Here is a 17,666-nt window from a genome sequence, read left to right on the forward strand (position 1 = left end):
CACACAGGCAGCTAAGCACTAAAAATCAAGTTTAAGCCGCTCTACGGGCTGGTTGTTTACCAAATGGCTATCAACAATTTCGGCAACGTCGGTAAGTTGAACATTACCGTAATAAGTACCCTCAGGATAAACGACCAGTGCAGGGCCGAAGGCACAGGCGTCTAGGCACCCCGTTCGCTGTGCTCTCATTTCTTTTGACAGGCCGCGTTCGGCAATGGCCGCTTTAAATGCATCGACCAATTCAGTACCATGTGCTTCACCACAGGATTTCTTGGGAGCCGCTTTTTGATTAGTACAGATAAAAATGTGCTTTTGGTATTTCATAAACTTGGTTAAATCAGTACTCAAAGGTAATAAGAACCTACGCAACGACCATTTATTTACCTGTGCTCATTGCCAGTGGCATTACCTACCGAATAAAAAATTAACTGAACCAAATCAACCTTACTCAGTTATTGTGTAGGTACATATATTTACAGATTTCAGTAGAACTTTCTGACTATCTGGTAAGTAACTAGATAGGATTGCTGTAGCGTACCAGAAATATACTCATATCCATTCATGAACCGCCTAACAGAGTCACATTATGAACCCGAATTATCTGGCGTACATGATGGAATGAGCCAACTCGACTTTTTTACGTTATATGATAAATATGCCCCCGCGTTGTTGGGTGTTATTACAAAAATAATTTCAGATGAAGCTGAGGCTGCGGTGCTGCTGGAGACGACGTTCACAAAAATTCATTCCGAAATAAATAAACCTCGTTCTGAGCAACAACCCCTTTTTTCCTGGTTAATAACTACTGCCCGATGTACAGCGTTGAATGCGCTTAAAGAACGCCGACAATTAACGCCTGTATTGCAGTTGACAGAGACGGGGAAAGTAGTTCCTCTTCCAGCAAGTGATACAGATGTATCAACTGGTTTCAGTAAAGATTCGACTGACCCCCGATTAAAGAAACTGCTCAATTTTGTACTCTTCGACAACTGCACACCCGAAGAAGCCGCCGTTTCAATCGGTATGCCAGTCGAAACGGCGCGTCAGCAATTGCGTTTAGCCATGCAACAACTGCGAACACGGCCAAAAGCGTAAGCTACCAGCCGTTTTAGTTGGTTATAAGACCTATATCAGGTCTTGATTTCGGGCAGTATCTTTTTTTTGACGCATAATCCAGCCAGAAACCAAAATAGAGAAGAACCAGCAGGATGGGATGAGAAAATACCTATGGTAGCAAAGCCAAAGAGGTTGAAATAGAGAAGTAGAGAAGGCTGTTTTTTGATAGATCATTTTTACAGCCTTCTCTATTTCAACCTGAGCATGTTGAATCAACAGAAATCTTTCCCCAATAAAATTCACCGCTCGGTTCAGCGGGGCTGCAGTAAAAGGAAATGATGTACTATAATGACTTGCCGGTAGCAATTTGCAGTAACTCTTTATCTGGATTATTTTTCATCTGGTTCACATTGTCAAGAATCATGGTGGCGCCGTTTTCTGACGTATACTGAGGCCAGTTGGGTAATCCTTTATGATTTGGGTTGCCAGTTCGGGCGAAGGCAATCCAGGCTCGGCTCATTTTATCGGCCAATATATGTGCTTCTTGTCCACCACCCGTCATTTCTTCGCAGCGGCTAATATTGTCGAATACAAAGGGTATCTCCATGCAGTGCATAGCTTTGTAAGCCCCATCCAGCACTGGCGATTGCCAGGTAAAGAGGTACATATATACCGGTGCTGCACCCGGAACCGCTTTCCCATTGGCCTGCCGAACGGTAAGAGGTCGGAAGTTGAAGTCAATGTCAATGTAATCGGATGGCTTCACTGTTTCGGGGTACGCCTTTTTGACCGCTGCCAGGTAAGCCTCGGTTTTGTCGCCGTATTTTTTCTGGAGGTTAGCCTTGGCTCCATCCATTGTAATGTCTCTGGTACCAGGTACAAAAGGGGTAAACTCATTTTTAGTCGAACCTACCAGCAGTGGAATGTCTTTAGAAAGTGCCATTGCGGCTGGCTCCGTAGGTTGGTAAGGGAGGAAGTTGCCGTCATGAATTGGCCCCCAGCCTAGCCCAAAGGCAGGTAGCCCTTCGGCTTTCATACCATCCGACACGTGGCGGAGGGCTTTTTTACCGGCTGCATTTAGGCGTTCGTACGAGATTGTTTGCAGTGAGTCAATCTGATTGGGTTGTAAATGCAGTTCGTTGAGCAAAGCCGCACTCACTTTCTGGGCTAATTCGCGTTCTGTGAAATTGGTTATGTAACTGCCGCTCTGTACAATAGCTTTATGAAACAAACCCTTGGCTGAGGGCGCATTCATTAGGCAGGTTACTTTGCCACCCCCGCCCGACTGGCCGAATATGGTTACGTTGCCTGGATCACCGCCAAACTGCGCAATATTCTGCTTCACCCATTGCAAGGCCGCTACTAAATCCAGCAGCCCTGCATTTGCGGAGCTTTTGTACTTTTCGCCATAGGCTGACAAATCCAGAAAACCCAGGATATTCAGGCGATGGTTTACCGTCACAATCACAACGTCCCCTTTTTTTGTCAGGTTTTCGCCATCATACGATGGTAACTCAACCGAAGAACCACCCGTAAATCCGCCCCCATGCAGCCAGACCATCACGGGCCGTTTCTTCGCATCCGTCAGGTGGGGTGTCCATACGTTTAGGCTCAGACAATTTTCATTGGTATAGCCCCAGTCGTGGTGAAAGGGAAATTCAATCTCGTCGTTGACTGTCGTCGTTATATCCATTGGGCAAACAGGGCCGTACGACATGGAACTCCGTACGCCCGTCCATGAATCGGGTTTCGATGGAGCCATAAACCGCTCGGCCTTTGCGTAGGGAATGCCCTTGAAGGTGAACGTACCGTTGTGAATATAGCCTCGAACAGTACCGGATTCGGTGGAGACGGTGGCGATTCCCTTGCCCGCCACGATGGGGGGAGCCGTTTCTTTTTTAGTTTGTCCAATCGCCAGCAGGGGCAGCGTGAGCACAATCAGGGAGAGTAAGATTTCTTTGACTTTCATGGAACCTAGTTATTTAACGGCAGTTTTATAAAGAGTATGTATGCGGTTACTGGGGTTGCGTTGTCTTCATTTTCAGGGTGTCACTATGCCATTCGCTTTCAGGATTTTGTTGAAGAACAGCAGTTGATAAGGCAATGCGTTTTCCCAATAGTCCCAGGTATGTCCACCGGGTCGCTCAATGTAGTCATGCAGGGTTTTGTTTTCCACTAATCGGCGGTGCAGATCGCGGTTCGTCTCAATCAGAAAATCGTCTACACCAATGTCGAAAATCAGGGGCAGGTTATTGGCTTTAAGTTGGTCGGCAAGTGTCACCATTGTATAACCCGGATATGGCGCGTCACCTTCCTTCGGTGGTCCCAGCAGCTTGGCGAAATTTTCAGCGCGGGACTTTGCAAAATCGGAGGTTACTTTCCAGGCTGCGGTGTTGATATTCATAACCCCACTCATACTCCCCGCAGCCGCGTATAGTTCAGGGTGACGACACGAGATGAACATTGCCCCGTGGCCGCCCATCGACAAACCCGCAATAAGACGGCCTTTGCGGTCGCGAACGGTACGGTAGGTATTATCAATTTTGTCAATTAACTCCTTTGCGATAAAGGTCTCGAATTGGCTGCTTTTGACCAATGGACTGTCGAAATAATAGCTGGTTGGGTCGCCATCAGGCGTCACAATAATTAGATTGTACTGGTCGGCCAGTCGCTGAAGCAGCATTTTGTCCGGTAGTTTAGTCAGCCAATCCCGAAAATTACCCGTACCACCGTGAAGTAGGTACAGGACAGGCAATGGTGATTTGGCTTTTTTATACCGCTCCGGCAAGACTACCGCTGCCCGAAGGGTTCGATTCATACTCGCGCTTGGTACATCCAGTGTATCGACTTTCGCACTGAAGACAACGAGTGAAATGAGTTGCAGGCTGATGCAGATGAACACGCGGAATAAGCTCATAGCCATAGATTAAACGTGAGTATGTAGAGTAAGGGATAGAGCAGCCTTATCTTGATTCAGTAAGTGTAAGAACCGAGTATTATCTTTGTGTCAAAAGTACAGAAAGATGGATCATATCATCAATACAAAATGATATTTTGTGGAAAATTTTATGATTAAGTATAACCATCCGGCTGTTTATTCACTTGTCAATTACGCTTCGATGATCATTTAATTGATTGTCGCTTGATGAACAACTTAGTTTCCGTTTACTGGTTGAGTGGTCCCCTGGCGGCTAAATTATTTTACTATTGTCTCTCCGGAGATTCGTCTTTCTTAATCGTAGTCTTCTACAAAGCCTACGATAATCATTTTCAATTTGACAAATTATCGTCTAACAGTGATGACTATTAGGGTCTTATTGATAGTGTTATACAATTGAATTTTGACTACTAAATAGAGGTTGATTTCGCGCTTTGAAAACAGACTTCCGTACTGGTATGAAAATTATTCTGGTGTTAGGTTCGCCTAATTCTTCCAATGGTGAATTGAGTGCTATGGCCTTTAGTCGTTTGCAGGTTTGTCGCCAATTGTATTCTGCCGGTTTAACCAAAATTGTACTCACAGGAGGATTTGGAACGCATTTCAATACGACGAGTAAACCTCACGCGCATTACCTACAGCAGGCTTTGCTTACTTCCGGGGTTACGACTGCCGACGTTTTGGCGTTGATTGAATCCGGAAATTCTGTTGAGGATGCTAAGTTGTCTAGATGGATTATCGATCTGTATAAGCCCGACGAGATTATTATCGTTACCTCAGACTATCATCAGGCCCGCGCAAAACTGATTTTTGAAACTGTTTACGCGCCTTTTACCAACATTACATTTGCCGTCGCTTCGAGTGAATTTATTGATCCGTCCATTATCAATCCACTCAAGCGGCACGAAGAAATAGCGTTGCAGGATCTAGTCGATCACGGTGTACGATAAAGAGTTAAGGGAAAATTGGGGTGAACTTACGGCAACGAACGGAAGGTTTCTTTAAGTAGCCCCTTTGGTAAATTAGTGAATGCCATCAACGATACTTGAAATGTACCAACCTGTACGGGTACTAATTATTTGATTTTTGTATCTTTGATCATGGCTGGATTCATTGAACTTCAAACATTTTATAAACATATTCCTAACCAAGCGTTAGAGCCGGTTAAAAATGAAATCGGACACTTTAATCTATTTAAAGTAGAAGATATGATTCTACAAAACCACAAACAGGCTACCTACAGCCGACGCAGTTTTTTCAAGGTAAGCCTGGTCACGGGTCATAGTAAAATACATTATGCCGATCAATGTATTGAAGTTGTCGACAGCGTGCTGGTTTTTACGAATCCTATGATCCCTTACCATTGGGAAATAATCAGTGAAAAGCAAAGTGGCTATATCTGCATATTTACCGAAGCTTTTTTTAATCGGTTTGGATCAATAAAAGATTACCCCGTTTTCCAGTTTGCCGATGCTGCGGTGATACCCTTATCAGCCGCTGAGACACCCCTGTTCAAGGAGCTATTTTTGCGAATGTTCAATGAACTACACAGCGATTATGTGTATAAATACGATCTGTTGCGGAATATGTTGATGGAGGTTATCCATGCGGCCCAAAAAAAGCAGCCGGCTTCCGGAAGTTTACCGGTCGGTTCTAACGCTCCCGAACGAATTACTGCGCTGTTTGCTGAGTTATTGGAACGGCAATTCCCAATTGAATTAGGGAATCAAGTTATCAAATTACATTCACCCTCCGCGTTTGCCAGACAATTGAATATTCATGTTAATCACCTCAACAAAGCGCTGAAAGAAATAACGGGTCATACGACCTCTCAATTAATTCATAACCGAATTGTGCAGGAAGCTAAAGTATTATTAAAAAGTACCACCTGGACAATTAGCGAAATAGCCTGGAGCCTTGGTTTTGATGAGCCTAATCATTTTTCCAGCTTCTTCAAGAGCCGGGTAAATATCGCACCAGTAAAATTCAGACAATCTGAAATTGATTGATTTATACAGTTTTTGCTTTCATTTTGATATCGTTGGCAGTTACCCTTTCAGGACCTTTGACTCATAAACTAAATTCATTATGTGGACAAAGAACAACATGCCGGATCAAACCGGCAAAACGGTAATAGTAACCGGTGCTAATGCCGGAATCGGCTTTGAAACAGCCGTTGCTTTCTATGAAGCAGGCGCACATGTTATACTCGCTTGCCGAAATTTAAAAAATGCAGAAGAAGCCTTAATTAAAATACAGGAGCAAAAAGGGAGTGGTACACTGGAAACCGCACTTCTTGATCTGTCGAGCTTGACCTCTGTCAAACAATTTAGTGAAACGTTTAGACAAACGCATCAGCAACTCCACATACTAATTAATAATGCAGGCGTGATGATACCGCCCGCAACGAAAACAGCTGAAGGGTATGAGTTACAATTTGGAGTGAATTTTTTGGGGCACTTCGCGCTTACCGGGTATTTGTATTCTATTCTAAAATCCACCCCCGGTTCACGGATTGTTACGCTAAGCAGCCTGGCCTACCTCAACGGGACCATCGATTTTGATAACCTAAAATCAGAACAATCGTATAACCCAATGCGTGAATACAGCCAAAGCAAACTAGCCGATATGTTGTTTTCAATTGAGTTACAGCGTAGAATCGACACTGCCGGTGATAAAATACTTTCTGTAGCCGCACAGCCTGGAGCCAACAAGACTGAACTGTCGCGGCATATGGATCAGGATGATTTTAACGCAGCAGTCGCGCGCATTGGCGAGCTTATGGAACCCTGGCAAGGGGCTTTGCCATCCTTGTATGCTGCTGTTTCAACGGAGGTTACTGGAGGAGATTTGTATGGACCAGACAGAGATGGGGGATACCGAGGCTTTCCGGCTCAGGCAACTATAACCCCTAACGCCTTAGATACAACTGTGGCGCATAAACTCTGGAGTTTGGCTGAGCAGGCGACAGGTGTTCATTATCCCAACCTATAAGTATGCTTGTAACCCGGCAGCTCCATCTTGGGAACTCTCATTAACTCGTAATAGGATAAGTAGAATGGGGAGTTAGTCAAGCCAATAGTCTACTGCGAAGGACAAAAGCCAACGCCACTAAATTACCATGAACTCCTGTTTTTCAGGTAAGCCACAAGAAGATAAGGTCAAATAGATGACGAGTTACCAAAAAACTGGCCAAGAACGAGTACTCGTTCTTGGCCAGTTTTTTGGTAACTCGTCATCTATTGCAACATAAATTTCTCTCTAAAAAAGAGCCATATGGTTGATCTTTGCCAGTCCTAGCTCAATGCATTCCGACAAAACGCCACACACTTCTTCACCTCGGCAACTGCATTGGAGCCTTGTGGTATTTGATATTCCAGTTCGACCGTGGCCGGGAAGGTATATTTCTGTTCGCGCATCAGCTTCAACACCTGAAGTAAGGGGGTATCGCCCTGTCCCCATGGCAAATTGCCTTTCCCATGGTCGGCTGTTTGACGGTCTTTAATGTGCATACTGGCAATACGATCATGCTTTTGCTTGATGAATACTAACGGATCGGGATTGCCCGCAGCTACGTAATGCCCTAAATCGAAGTTTATCGCATTCCCCGGCGATTGAGCCAAGGCGGTATCCCAGAAAGTTGGCGTTTGCTGTTCATGCCCATGATAGCCCACTCGTAAACCCTGTTTGTGGGCCATCGTCCCTAATTTAAGGGTATGAGCATCATTGCCGGGATGTTCGACCGTAACCTGATTGGCACCCAGCATCTTGGCCGCCCGCAACCCGTATTCAATCTCGGCATCTGAACTTTGTATCCCAAAGGTATCGGGTTTAAATCCATAAATTTTTACGCCTGCCTGATTATACATCTTGCGCACTTGCTCGAACTTGTTTATGGGTGCCGAGAGCCGCCATTTGGTCATCTCTTGCCGATACGCTTTCATCTTCGTATCTACTTCGGCGAGTTGTTTATTCTCGTCTTCTGTGAGTTCCTGTTTCTCGAATCGTTTTCGCATCAACGGGAAGACTGACTTCATATCAACCGAATTTTTGGGAGCGCCTACAAACGATTCGGCAGGACCACCCATCAATTCAATAGCACTAATCCCAGAATCCAACACGTATTGTAAGGTAGCTTCGGCGCTTTGGTCGGGCATATCCCGAAACGAATAGGTAATGACGCCAATCTGAACCCCATCGATTAATGAATTCGGTTTATCGCCCAGACTACGAAGTAAAGCGGGTGCTCCAAAAAGCTGGTTGCTACTTAGTGCCGCTCCCGAAACAAGTGCTGCTGTAGCGCCCAAGAACTGACGGCGTGTTGGATGATTTTTCATGTATTTGATGCTGTATGTTTGATAAGATGATAGGAATATAAAAGACGCGCAACTATTGGGCAAACACTTTTAGCTGGCCCATTGACCACGGAATCTCATCCGGATCATTTGCTAAACTCTCGCTTAATTGCATCTTCAGAAATTTGGCCTTAACTCCATTCAGCGAAATGATATTATCTCCCTCAACCCCTTTGGCTTCAGCCGGAACTTCATGCCAGGTTTGGCCATCGGAGGATACTTCAATAATGAAGGCTCGGGGATAGTTCTGAATAAACGGTATCTTCATTGATCCCATAGGTTGGCCGGGTGTTGGTTTCCAACCCTTTTTTATGGATTGAGAGGCAGTAAATCGTAGTTCGGCTACGTTTACCTCCTTGGGAAATTCAATCTGATACCACATACCCTTCTCCTGGCGGCCACCCGTTGACCAGCCCTCGTAGGTAAAGGCGCTCGCGGGCGACACATTTCCCCCAATGCGGGTAGACGCCGTGTGACTGGCTGTAACGGTTAACGCCTGGGGTTGCAGTTCATAAGGGGTCAATTTCGACAGTTGTGCGTACTGGTACGACCCTTTTTGATCCGCCGTTTTTTGGCGAACCCTGGCTACCTGCTGCGCCGAAATCAACGACGCATCGTTTGATAGTCCATTCCGTATATACGAAAGTACATCAGCCACCCACTCGTCGGATTGCTCTTTCATACTCGCCATCATACCGCCAGCATACATCTTCCCCTCAATTGCCCCTTCCAGACCATGCAAAACGACTCGTATGGGATACTCGGGGTGCGCTTGCATGTGTTGTGAACCCGCTAAGGCCGGGGCCAGCAAACGCCCGTTTCCGGCTGGTGTTCCCATGCCGTTGTTACCGTGGCACTGCGAACACAATTCATTGTAAATCAGTGCTCCACGCTCCACCTGTGCTTTCTGATTGGCACTCAATTCTGGTGCGCCAAACGGTCCCATGTTACGTTGCTTAGGGGGCGTCAGAATTTGTTCGCCGACCAATTTTACGCCTGCGGCCTTATTGCTGGCCATCGCCGTTTTTATGCCATTATCCAAGTCGGGTAGTTTTAAAAACTTGGCCGTGAGCATAGCCTGAATCAGTACGTCGGTGTTAGCATCGGTCAAGGCTTGCTTGTAATCAGCTTCCAGTGTTTTATCGCCTGCTTTGTAGACAGTTTCGCTGGCCCGAAGCGCTTGGATACGTAGGTGCGGATTGGCGTCTTTAAGCATTTTTTGCACGACGCTCGTCTTTAGCGCGCCCAGCCCTTCCAGCGTCCAGAGGGCGTGGGTTCGGGCCAACGTATTTTTGTTGGTAAGCGCCATCGCCGTTAATTGCGGTACGACAGAAAGATCCTTTCGCTGCACCAGTACTTGCTGGGCTGCATCGCGCCACCACCCGTTAGGATGAGCCAGATTCTTTACTAAATCGGCTGTCTTTTCCGCGTACATATTGGGCCGAGTTTTATCCCGCTCTTTCCCTTCGTAGGTAATGCGCCAGATTCGACCCAGGCCGACAACTTTGTCCAGTTGATACTGCTCAATCTTCGTCCGCAAATAAGTTCCCTTTTGCGTCCATTGCCCCTCCTGAATGATACCGTGGTACATATCCGTAATGTACAGCGTTCCATCGGGCGCGGTGGTCATATCAATTGGTCTGAACAGGGGGTCGGTTGAGCGTAGGAACTCTGATTTTTGGTCTTGATAGACGTTGTGCAGCGTCGTAAGTCCTTCGGTAACAACGGGGTTGATTTGGCGGACAATCCGGGCGACGGGTTCGCCGTAAAAATATTGTCCTTTCAATTCGGCGGGTAGGCGGTCCCCCCGATACACATCATTGCCAGCCGAGCCCGTCACATGATTCAGCGATCCGTCCGGTTGACGAACTTCATCCATTCCCCCCTGCATGTCGGCCAGCTTTACAGCGGCTCCGTACGGCACGTCGAAGCCCTTAGCCAACTCATTGGGTACGTCAAAATTGCCGTATTGGACCGGGAATTGAAAATAAGAAGGCACGCCACTGGCCCCGCCCTGAAACCATAATTTGCCGTTGTCATCGTGGGTAATACCCCATTGAGCGCGGTTAAATCCCGTTTTTTCACGAATGACTCCATTGGGTGTTTCTCGAACCCGAAACGCGTTGACCGTACTATAGAGCCAGTTGTCCATGCCCCAATACATGAAAGCCTGCTGGTGCTCGACATTACCTGACCGGCCATACTTAGTGGTAAACAACTCTTTCTTATCGGCCTTGCCGTCGCCGTTGGTATCGGTATATTTATAAACATTGTCGGCATCAGACTCCATGGTGAGGATACAGTCTTTGCCGTAGGGCAGCACAAAGCGGGGGAAAATCAGGTTGTCGACAAAGGCCGTTCCGGTTTCGTAAACGCCATCGTTGTTTTTGTCTTCCCATCTGGAAATCCGGCTCGTCGGTTTCAACTCGTCTTTGGAGTCAGCTGTAAGCATGTATGTTCGTAGTTCCAGCACGTACATCCGCCCATTGCCATCGAAGCTGATGGCAGCGGGCTGCTGAATAGCCGGTTCAGTCAGAACGGGTTCGATTTTGTAGCCGGGTGGTAACAGGAAAAGTTTGGCTTCGTCCGTCGGCGATAAGGGCTGAACAGGCGCTTTGGCTTCTAAATCAACGTCTTTCCAATCGGGATCATCGGGATTAGCGCCTTCGGGCAGGCTAAGCTTGGGCAGCGTATCGGTTACAACATAATTCTGTTGCAGGCGAATTTGCATGATTGGGTCTGAACCAATAAAAGCCGACATAGCAATCGCGCAAAGAGCTACTGTCAGACTGATTGTAGAGAAAGATTTCAACATATAATCAAAACCGTTTAGTTTTATACTGCACTAAGTAATAGCGGCCGAACGCAGCATTAACGGCCCAATGAATCCCAACTCTGGTAGCGGGGAATCTTTTATATACTGTTTTCTACCCGTGAACGTAACCTGTTCATCGGCTTGTTTAGGCTTGTAGCCTAAATGCTTCCTATATTATTTTTCTTGAATGAGACTTGGCATTTTAAGTGCCAAAGCAATACTTTTTATGGTGAATGTACAAACGCAATAGACAATGAGAGTGAAAACGTCGACAGATATACCGTTCTAGCCGATAGATTGTCATTAATAGATGGGATGATTAACTAGTTTTCAACTAGATTAATGAGGATAAAAAAGTCAATACAGAAGACAGAATGGGCTATAAGCTTAATCAGGTTAGCCGCTTTAGTTAGTTATAAGGACCGTATCGTGCAGACTGTTCCATGCCTGACTTAACTTTTGCTCAATACGCAGCCAATTGGCTTCAGTTGCTCCCCCAGGTTGGCGTCCGGCTTCGTCACACAGGCGCATAGCATCTGCCCGTAAATTTCCGTAAGTAGCGAACTGTGCGGTTGGCTGATCATACAAAGCAGCAGATGTTTGCCTTAATGCAGTTGCCAAGTCGGCGTACGAATAGCGGTCCCGCTGGCGATGGATAATCCACCAGTTTAATTCTAGGGCAGCTACTTTTTGTACAGAGAAACGCTCGACAGTGAGTTTCTGGATAGCCTCATAATAGATTATTAATGCGGGTAATGCCTGCTGGTAATCGGTGCGGGATTGGCCTTGCTTAAAAACAAACGCAGCTTTAGTCGCCAGAAACGCTAATCCAAATGATCGCCAGAACGGTGCATGAAACTGTTGACGTAAGCCTCCGGCCAATTGCCAAAATAATACCACCGGTTTTTTATCATAATACGACCTCCACATAGCTGTTTCAAGTCGAGCTACTTCCTGCGGGTTGAACTGTCGAATACTGTGGTGGTGTGGCACAAAAATGTCAACGGCAATCCAGATGAGTACTATTAGTAAACCCCCTCGCCATAGCCACCAGCCAATCTTCCGTTGATGCAAGCGTGTAGGTTTTGACATAAGATCTTCCACAGATAGTAAGCGTATATTTTGGACGATTAGTTGGCAAGCCTGTTTATGAGTAAAGAAATGTGTTCTCAGGCAAAACGCATCTGCTATATACTGAGTTAAACAAATAGGCGGTGAATAAGTCTATAAAAATAATTTGGCTCTACTATTATAAACGAATAAGTGAAGCTGCTCAATCTCGCGGTTTTACCCTTCAGAAAGGGGCAAAACGCACTTGAGTACCTCTTTTTTATATAGATTTAGACGTTTTTAGAGCCACACCACTGTAGGGCGTTGAGTTCTTCCAGTAAGTAGGATCTATGTTTCATCTGACGAACAAGTACAACCAATTATGAAGAAATTTTTCCTGATGCTTTTACTCTCCCAACGTTTGTTGGCTCAGTCTACCCTATCGGATGGGCGTACCGAATATGTTATCGATAACTTCAAAACCGAAAGTAAAGTCACATTACCCAAAGCCCACCTTGTATATGGTACCTATGGTCATCTGAATAGCGCCCATGATAATGCTATACTCCTGCCATCGCATTACATGGCTACATATCATGGCTACGAATGGTTGATCGGGCCAGGGAAGGCATTGGATACTACCCGATACTTTCTGATAGCCACCGAACTTTTCGGTAATGGCCGGTCATCGTCGCCCAGCAATACGCCAGAACCCTATCACGGTCCCCGCTTTCCAACGATGACCATTCGGGATAATGTTGAGGCTGTCCATCGTCTGTTGGTCAATCAGTTAAACATATCACATCTACGGGCCATTGTTGGCTTCTCGATGGGTGCTCAACAGGCTTTCCAGTGGGCGGTAAGTTATCCCAAATTTGCCGACCGTATTGTGGCAACGGCGGGTACGGCTAAAAACTATCCGCATGGCGTGGTTCGCCTTGAAGGTCAAATAGCGGCTCTCACCACTGATGCTGCTTTCATGAATGGTGACTATACAGCACCCCCCACAAAAGGTATTCAGGCTTTCTCTGTTGTCTGGGCTGGGTGGCTCTTTTCTCAGGAGTGGTGGCGTAAGGAACTATGGCGGGCACGGGCCAAGCCAGGTACTACCTTTGAGCAAGTGCTCACGAATTACCGGACACATTTTATTGAGGGAGCAGATGCTAACGACCTTATTCTGCAAATGCGCACCTGGGAGCATCATGATGTTGGCAGCACAGACGGATTTGACGGTAACATAGAAAAGGCCCTACGCAGTATTCAGGTACCCTTACTGTATATGCCCTCAGAAACCGATTTGTATTTTCCCCTGGGCGATGCGAAGTATGAGGCAGCCTTTATACCCGGTGTATCTTTAATGCCTATTCCCTCCTTGTGGGGGCACACGGCTGGTGCCGCCAGTAACCCGGCTGATGCTAAATTTCTAAACGAAAACATCAGCAACTTTCTCTTTGGCACCGGAAAGTAATCGTCCCTACTAAAAAATAGTCTATCTGCTCGGTGCAGAAATTGCGTTATTCAGTAGTTAATTTTTATGGCAACTATCCTTGATTATTAAAGGTAATAGGGTTGAAATTTCACCAAATTTCAACCCTATTACAAGCACAGTAACAAACAGAAAATTTATAGCTCAAAGTGTTTTAACGCCACCATCAAGAACCAATTCTCCGCCCAACATGTACTTCGAATCGTCGGAGGCCAGGTAGAGATAACCGGCTGCCATCTCGTCAACAGTACCCAGCCGTTTTGCGGGAGCAACGGAAGCAAAATAGGCTTTCGTGCCATCAACTTCTTCTTTTGAACCACCTCCCCGTCCAAAAATAGGTGTATCAATAGCGCCCGGCGATAGTACATTAACCCGAATTTCTCTATCTAATAATTCAGCCGAGAAGCTTCTGGCCAAGGAACGAACAGCGGCTTTAGACGCGGAGTAAGCAGCAGCAATACCAAGTCCTTTTTCATTCAAGGCAGTTGATGTCAGGATAATTGACGCCCCGTCATTTAAATAAGGCAAGGCTCGTTGCACAGAAAAAAACGCTCCCTTAAAAAGAATGTCACTGGTCTGGTCAAACATATCCTCAGTGAAATCAGCCAGCGGAGCAGCCAGGAAGATTCCGGCATTCACCACCAGCACATCTATTTTGCCAAATGTTTCATTGACTTTCTGGTATGCCTTGTCAATATTTCTGATATCAGAAACATCACTAACTACACCAATCGACTCATGGCCAATCTCGTTTATTGCACTGTCAATGGTTACTTGATTACGACCGGTGATGGTGACTTTTGCGCCATTTGCAGCAAATAGTTTTGCGGTTGCTAATCCAATACCGCTATTACCGCCTGTAACTACGGCTACTTTATTTTCTAATTTTAGTGACATGACCTTTTTGTGTTGTTTTTTGTCGAAATTGACAATGCAAAGTTGCCGCAAAGGCCTGCCGCTAAAAATGAACCAGATTAGGAAATTAAGATGAACTAGTTCATCTTTTCTTAACCCTTTTGTTCCTGATTTTGCTTAGAAACTCAGTTGTAAAACCCAGATACGATGCCAACGTATATTGAGGCACTCTGGCGGCAATAGATGGATATTTCAGCATAAATTCTTCGTAGCGTTCCTCCGAACTCATACTGAGGTTGGATAGTATCCTTCGTTGAACAGAGGCATAGCCATTTTGGGCAATGATTCGGTAGAATTTCTCAAATTTTGGAATGGTCTTCATCAGTTCCTGTTCTTTATTGTATTCGATCTGGATCAGCGTACTGTCTTCCAGTGCTTCTACAAATAGCGTTGCCGGTTGCTGAAAAAAGTAACTATTGAAATCGGCAATCCACCAGTCTTCAATACCAAAGGCAACCGTGTGTTCCTGCTCCTTTGTATCAATAAGGTAAGCGCGTAGCGTACCTTTAAGGATATACGTCCTGTACCGGCAAACAAAATCGGGCTGAACAATAAATTGCCTTTTCTTCACCTTTATGATTCGTAAGAGAGAAACAAAATGGGCTTCTTCTTCTTCAGTCAGTTGGATATTTCTGGCAACATATTGTTTTATTTCTGAAAAGCTATCCATTAGAAGCGCACGAATTGGTTGAAAAAGTAAGCGCCGAACTCCTTTCTAAAGGTCCGGATTAGGTGATTGGGCTCGTCACCAAATGTAAGAACAATTGGTGACGTCAAGTACCTTTTGGCTGAACAGAGCAAGCCAATGAATTAGTAGAAAATACTCCATGCGCCCTTGTAATGAGCGAACCAGCACTATCTGTTCGCGCCGTTCGGTGCCTTATGGAGAAGACGTGTATAGTTAGTCCAACTTATTCATTTATGAAACTCTCATTTGTTTACCTAATTGCACTTGTTGCTTTATGTAGTACCATAGCTCATGCTCAACAAAAATCACAGTGGACTTATCTGTTCGATGGTAAATCGGCGGCTCCTTTAAGAGGCTACAAAATGGCCACCTTCCCGACTGAAGCCTGGAAAATTGAAGATAGTGCTCTGGTTGCCCAACCGGGTGTGCCTAATATAGACTTGGTAACTAAAGAGACCTATAAAAACTTCGACCTTTCCTTTGATTGGAAAGTATCGGTAGCGGGTAACGGCGGTGTGTTTTACTATGTAAACGAAGAGGCCAATCAGGAAGCAGGCAATGGAAACAGCCCGAATTGGCTGGATAATTTTGAAATGCAACTATTAGACGATATCAATTTTAACGATAAAGCGCCCATCCGTTCAGCAGGGTCACTCTATGATTTGATTGTACCAACTAATAAGCAGTTAAAACCGGTAGGTGAGTACAATCAGGCTCGGTTAGTTGTAAATAATGATCATGTTGAGCATTGGTTGAACGGGACCAAAGTGGTTGAGTATCAACTAGGGTCATCGGTGTTAAATCAGCTGATTAGCCAAAGCAAATACAAAAATAATCCTAAATTCGCTAAATCGACTAATGGGCTAATTATGTTCCAGCATCATGGACAGAAGGTTTGGTTGAAAAACATCAAAATCAAACGACTGTAAAAAAAGTAACCATAAGTAGCCCTCCAACTGCCTGTAATTTATACAGGATAATTGAGCAATGGATCTACTTCTATTCAAGCAAACCTTTTTGTAATGAACGAAATGTTCAGTCTATTTTCAGACAAGACAATCTGACACTACTCACGTTTAAGCGATTGTCCGATGAAGCAGACGCGATTACTCAGCCAGCTCCCTCTGAAAGATGTGCCCTAACTCTCTGACCAAAATTTGCGTCAGAGGTTTGGTATAGTAAGCTAAAACATTGGGAAATTCTGCGCACCGTTCCCGGTCCAAAGCGCTTGTCGACGAGGTAAGGATAATAACTCGGTTGGTTTGTCCAGTTGCCTTCATCTGTTCTAAGAACCCCCATCCATCCAGTTGGGGCATATTTAGATCTAAAAATACCAGCGCTGGGTTAAGGAGTAACAACTGCGAAAAGGCCAGTACCGGATCGGTGAAGTCATGCGTATTAATATCTATGGGTATTCGCCCTAGCACCTTTTTCATGATCAGGTTACAGATTGGGCTATCATCAACCAACATAATTGTTGTTGCCATACAGGTAGGGGTTACTCGTCCCCAGGAATTAGGTCCGTATCTATACTTTGAATGACTTGCTGGAGAGCCCCATCCAACTCGTTGGATGTCATAACCAGCAAAGGGATAATCTCATTAATTACTTCGTCAGCTGACAACTCCTCCATCAGGAAAGCCAGGCTAAGAATTCTGGATAGCGGCTCGCGAATGGTATGGGCATGTTGCCTTGATAAATGCAGCAGGCGGGTATTTTTTGTTTCCAGTTCCCGGGTACGTTTCCGAATAATATCTTCCTGAGTAGCCACCAACCGGGCGATGATGGCACTTTGCTCCTGAAGACCCAGCAGAGCCTGCTCAACGGCTTGCTTGCTATTGCCCAGCTCGTCAATTAACCGGATAGTCAATAGTTTAGCGTAGAGGTTTTCCAGGGCGATCTTTAAAATGGGCACATCGGTGGGCTGAAATTGGCGGCCATTACCTGAATAGACCGATACCATCATGCCTGACTGAGCGGTAAATCCCATGTGCCACCCCCAAAGCTGCGTGGGTGTACCCGCCAAGGGAAGCATATCTTGAGACAGGCTATTAACAATCAGAGTTTGGTCATCAATGATTATCGGCATGTCTTTGTCTTTTAACTCGCGTTCGTGCGCCCACAGCAAGACTTCAGAACCACATTCCAGAGCGCATTGGGTAGGAACCAGCGAATAGATAATGTAATACGCCTGCTGATAAAAGCAGAATCGAACCAGCTGGTAATCGAAGAGATACTTTACCTGCCCCTGTAAGCACTGCTTCACTTCCGCCAGCGTAGTCGAGCGACTCAGAGCGCTCGAAAACCGCGATAAGGACTCGTAAATAATGCGATACTTGAAGGCCAGAGTAGTAGACATGCGG

The 17,666-nt window shown here is 45.7% G+C and carries 16 protein-coding genes; 6 read left to right on the forward strand and 10 right to left on the reverse strand.

Annotation, left to right across the window (positions count from 1 at the left end):
* Positions 1-18: 18 nt before the first annotated feature.
* Positions 19-324, reverse strand: coding sequence for a (2Fe-2S) ferredoxin domain-containing protein (locus ACFS25_RS02670; RefSeq protein WP_381496854.1), 306 nt, complete (start codon positions 322-324; stop codon positions 19-21).
* A 237-nt stretch (positions 325-561) separates the two neighbouring features.
* On the opposite strand from ACFS25_RS02670, the gene ACFS25_RS02675 reads away from it, so the two are divergent.
* Positions 562-1,095 (forward strand): RNA polymerase sigma factor, encoded by a 534-nt coding sequence (locus tag ACFS25_RS02675; protein ID WP_381496855.1) that lies wholly within the window; start codon positions 562-564, stop codon positions 1,093-1,095.
* Between the two features lie 304 nt (positions 1,096-1,399).
* Here ACFS25_RS02675 and ACFS25_RS02680 read toward each other — a convergent pair whose 3' ends face one another.
* Entirely contained in the window at positions 1,400-3,025 is a 1,626-nt protein-coding gene (locus ACFS25_RS02680) for a carboxylesterase/lipase family protein (RefSeq protein WP_381496856.1), read from the reverse strand.
* A gap of 72 nt (positions 3,026-3,097) precedes the next feature.
* Positions 3,098-3,973, reverse strand: a complete 876-nt coding sequence (locus ACFS25_RS02685) for an alpha/beta hydrolase (RefSeq protein WP_381496857.1) — start codon at positions 3,971-3,973, stop codon at positions 3,098-3,100.
* Between the two features lie 479 nt (positions 3,974-4,452).
* On the opposite strand from ACFS25_RS02685, the gene ACFS25_RS02690 reads away from it, so the two are divergent.
* The 3 genes from ACFS25_RS02690 (at position 4,453) to ACFS25_RS02700 (ending at position 6,988) form a co-directional block, all read left to right on the forward strand.
* Positions 4,453-4,944 carry a YdcF family protein gene (locus ACFS25_RS02690; protein ID WP_381496858.1) on the forward strand — a complete coding sequence of 164 codons (492 nt, stop codon included), beginning with the start codon at positions 4,453-4,455 and terminating at the stop codon, positions 4,942-4,944.
* A 150-nt stretch (positions 4,945-5,094) separates the two neighbouring features.
* Positions 5,095-6,003, forward strand: coding sequence for a helix-turn-helix domain-containing protein (locus ACFS25_RS02695; protein WP_381496859.1), 909 nt, complete (start codon positions 5,095-5,097; stop codon positions 6,001-6,003).
* A 79-nt stretch (positions 6,004-6,082) separates the two neighbouring features.
* Positions 6,083-6,988, forward strand: a complete 906-nt coding sequence (locus ACFS25_RS02700; RefSeq protein ID WP_381496860.1) for an oxidoreductase — start codon at positions 6,083-6,085, stop codon at positions 6,986-6,988.
* Between the two features lie 302 nt (positions 6,989-7,290).
* On the opposite strand, the gene ACFS25_RS02705 is transcribed toward ACFS25_RS02700, so the two are convergent.
* From ACFS25_RS02705 to ACFS25_RS02715, 3 genes are all read right to left on the reverse strand, one after another.
* Positions 7,291-8,331, reverse strand: a complete 1,041-nt coding sequence (locus ACFS25_RS02705; RefSeq protein ID WP_381496861.1) for a sugar phosphate isomerase/epimerase family protein — start codon at positions 8,329-8,331, stop codon at positions 7,291-7,293.
* A 52-nt stretch (positions 8,332-8,383) separates the two neighbouring features.
* Entirely contained in the window at positions 8,384-11,164 is a 2,781-nt protein-coding gene (locus ACFS25_RS02710) for a DUF7133 domain-containing protein (protein ID WP_381496862.1), read from the reverse strand.
* A 405-nt stretch (positions 11,165-11,569) separates the two neighbouring features.
* A complete protein-coding gene (locus tag ACFS25_RS02715) occupies positions 11,570-12,256 on the reverse strand; it encodes a hypothetical protein (protein WP_381496863.1) in 687 nt (228 codons plus the stop codon).
* A 340-nt stretch (positions 12,257-12,596) separates the two neighbouring features.
* On the opposite strand from ACFS25_RS02715, the gene ACFS25_RS02720 reads away from it, so the two are divergent.
* Entirely contained in the window at positions 12,597-13,682 is a 1,086-nt protein-coding gene (locus ACFS25_RS02720) for an alpha/beta fold hydrolase (RefSeq protein ID WP_381496864.1), read from the forward strand.
* A gap of 162 nt (positions 13,683-13,844) precedes the next feature.
* Here the strand turns inward: ACFS25_RS02720 and ACFS25_RS02725 are convergent, their stop codons facing one another.
* Together ACFS25_RS02725 and ACFS25_RS02730 are read right to left on the reverse strand one after the other, a co-directional pair.
* Positions 13,845-14,597, reverse strand: a complete 753-nt coding sequence (locus ACFS25_RS02725) for an SDR family oxidoreductase (protein ID WP_381496865.1) — start codon at positions 14,595-14,597, stop codon at positions 13,845-13,847.
* 100 nt (positions 14,598-14,697) lie between these two features.
* On the reverse strand, positions 14,698-15,285 hold the full coding sequence (locus tag ACFS25_RS02730) for a Crp/Fnr family transcriptional regulator (protein WP_381496866.1): 588 nt from the start codon (positions 15,283-15,285) through the stop codon (positions 14,698-14,700).
* A gap of 251 nt (positions 15,286-15,536) precedes the next feature.
* Here ACFS25_RS02730 and ACFS25_RS02735 point away from each other — a divergent pair, with 251 nt between their 5' ends.
* Positions 15,537-16,232: a 3-keto-disaccharide hydrolase gene (locus ACFS25_RS02735; protein WP_381496867.1), complete on the forward strand. Its 696-nt coding sequence runs from the start codon at positions 15,537-15,539 to the stop codon at positions 16,230-16,232.
* Between the two features lie 177 nt (positions 16,233-16,409).
* Here the strand turns inward: ACFS25_RS02735 and ACFS25_RS02740 are convergent, their stop codons facing one another.
* Together ACFS25_RS02740 and ACFS25_RS02745 are read right to left on the reverse strand one after the other, a co-directional pair.
* Positions 16,410-16,790: a response regulator gene (locus tag ACFS25_RS02740; RefSeq protein ID WP_381496868.1), complete on the reverse strand. Its 381-nt coding sequence runs from the start codon at positions 16,788-16,790 to the stop codon at positions 16,410-16,412.
* A gap of 11 nt (positions 16,791-16,801) precedes the next feature.
* The gene (locus ACFS25_RS02745; protein ID WP_381496869.1) at positions 16,802-17,662 is read right to left on the reverse strand and encodes a hypothetical protein; all 861 of its coding nucleotides are present in this window, start codon (positions 17,660-17,662) and stop codon (positions 16,802-16,804) included.
* Positions 17,663-17,666: the final 4 nt, after the last annotated feature.

This window comes from Spirosoma flavum, assembly GCF_042686045.1.
Taxonomy (GTDB): domain Bacteria; phylum Bacteroidota; class Bacteroidia; order Cytophagales; family Spirosomataceae; genus Spirosoma; species Spirosoma flavum.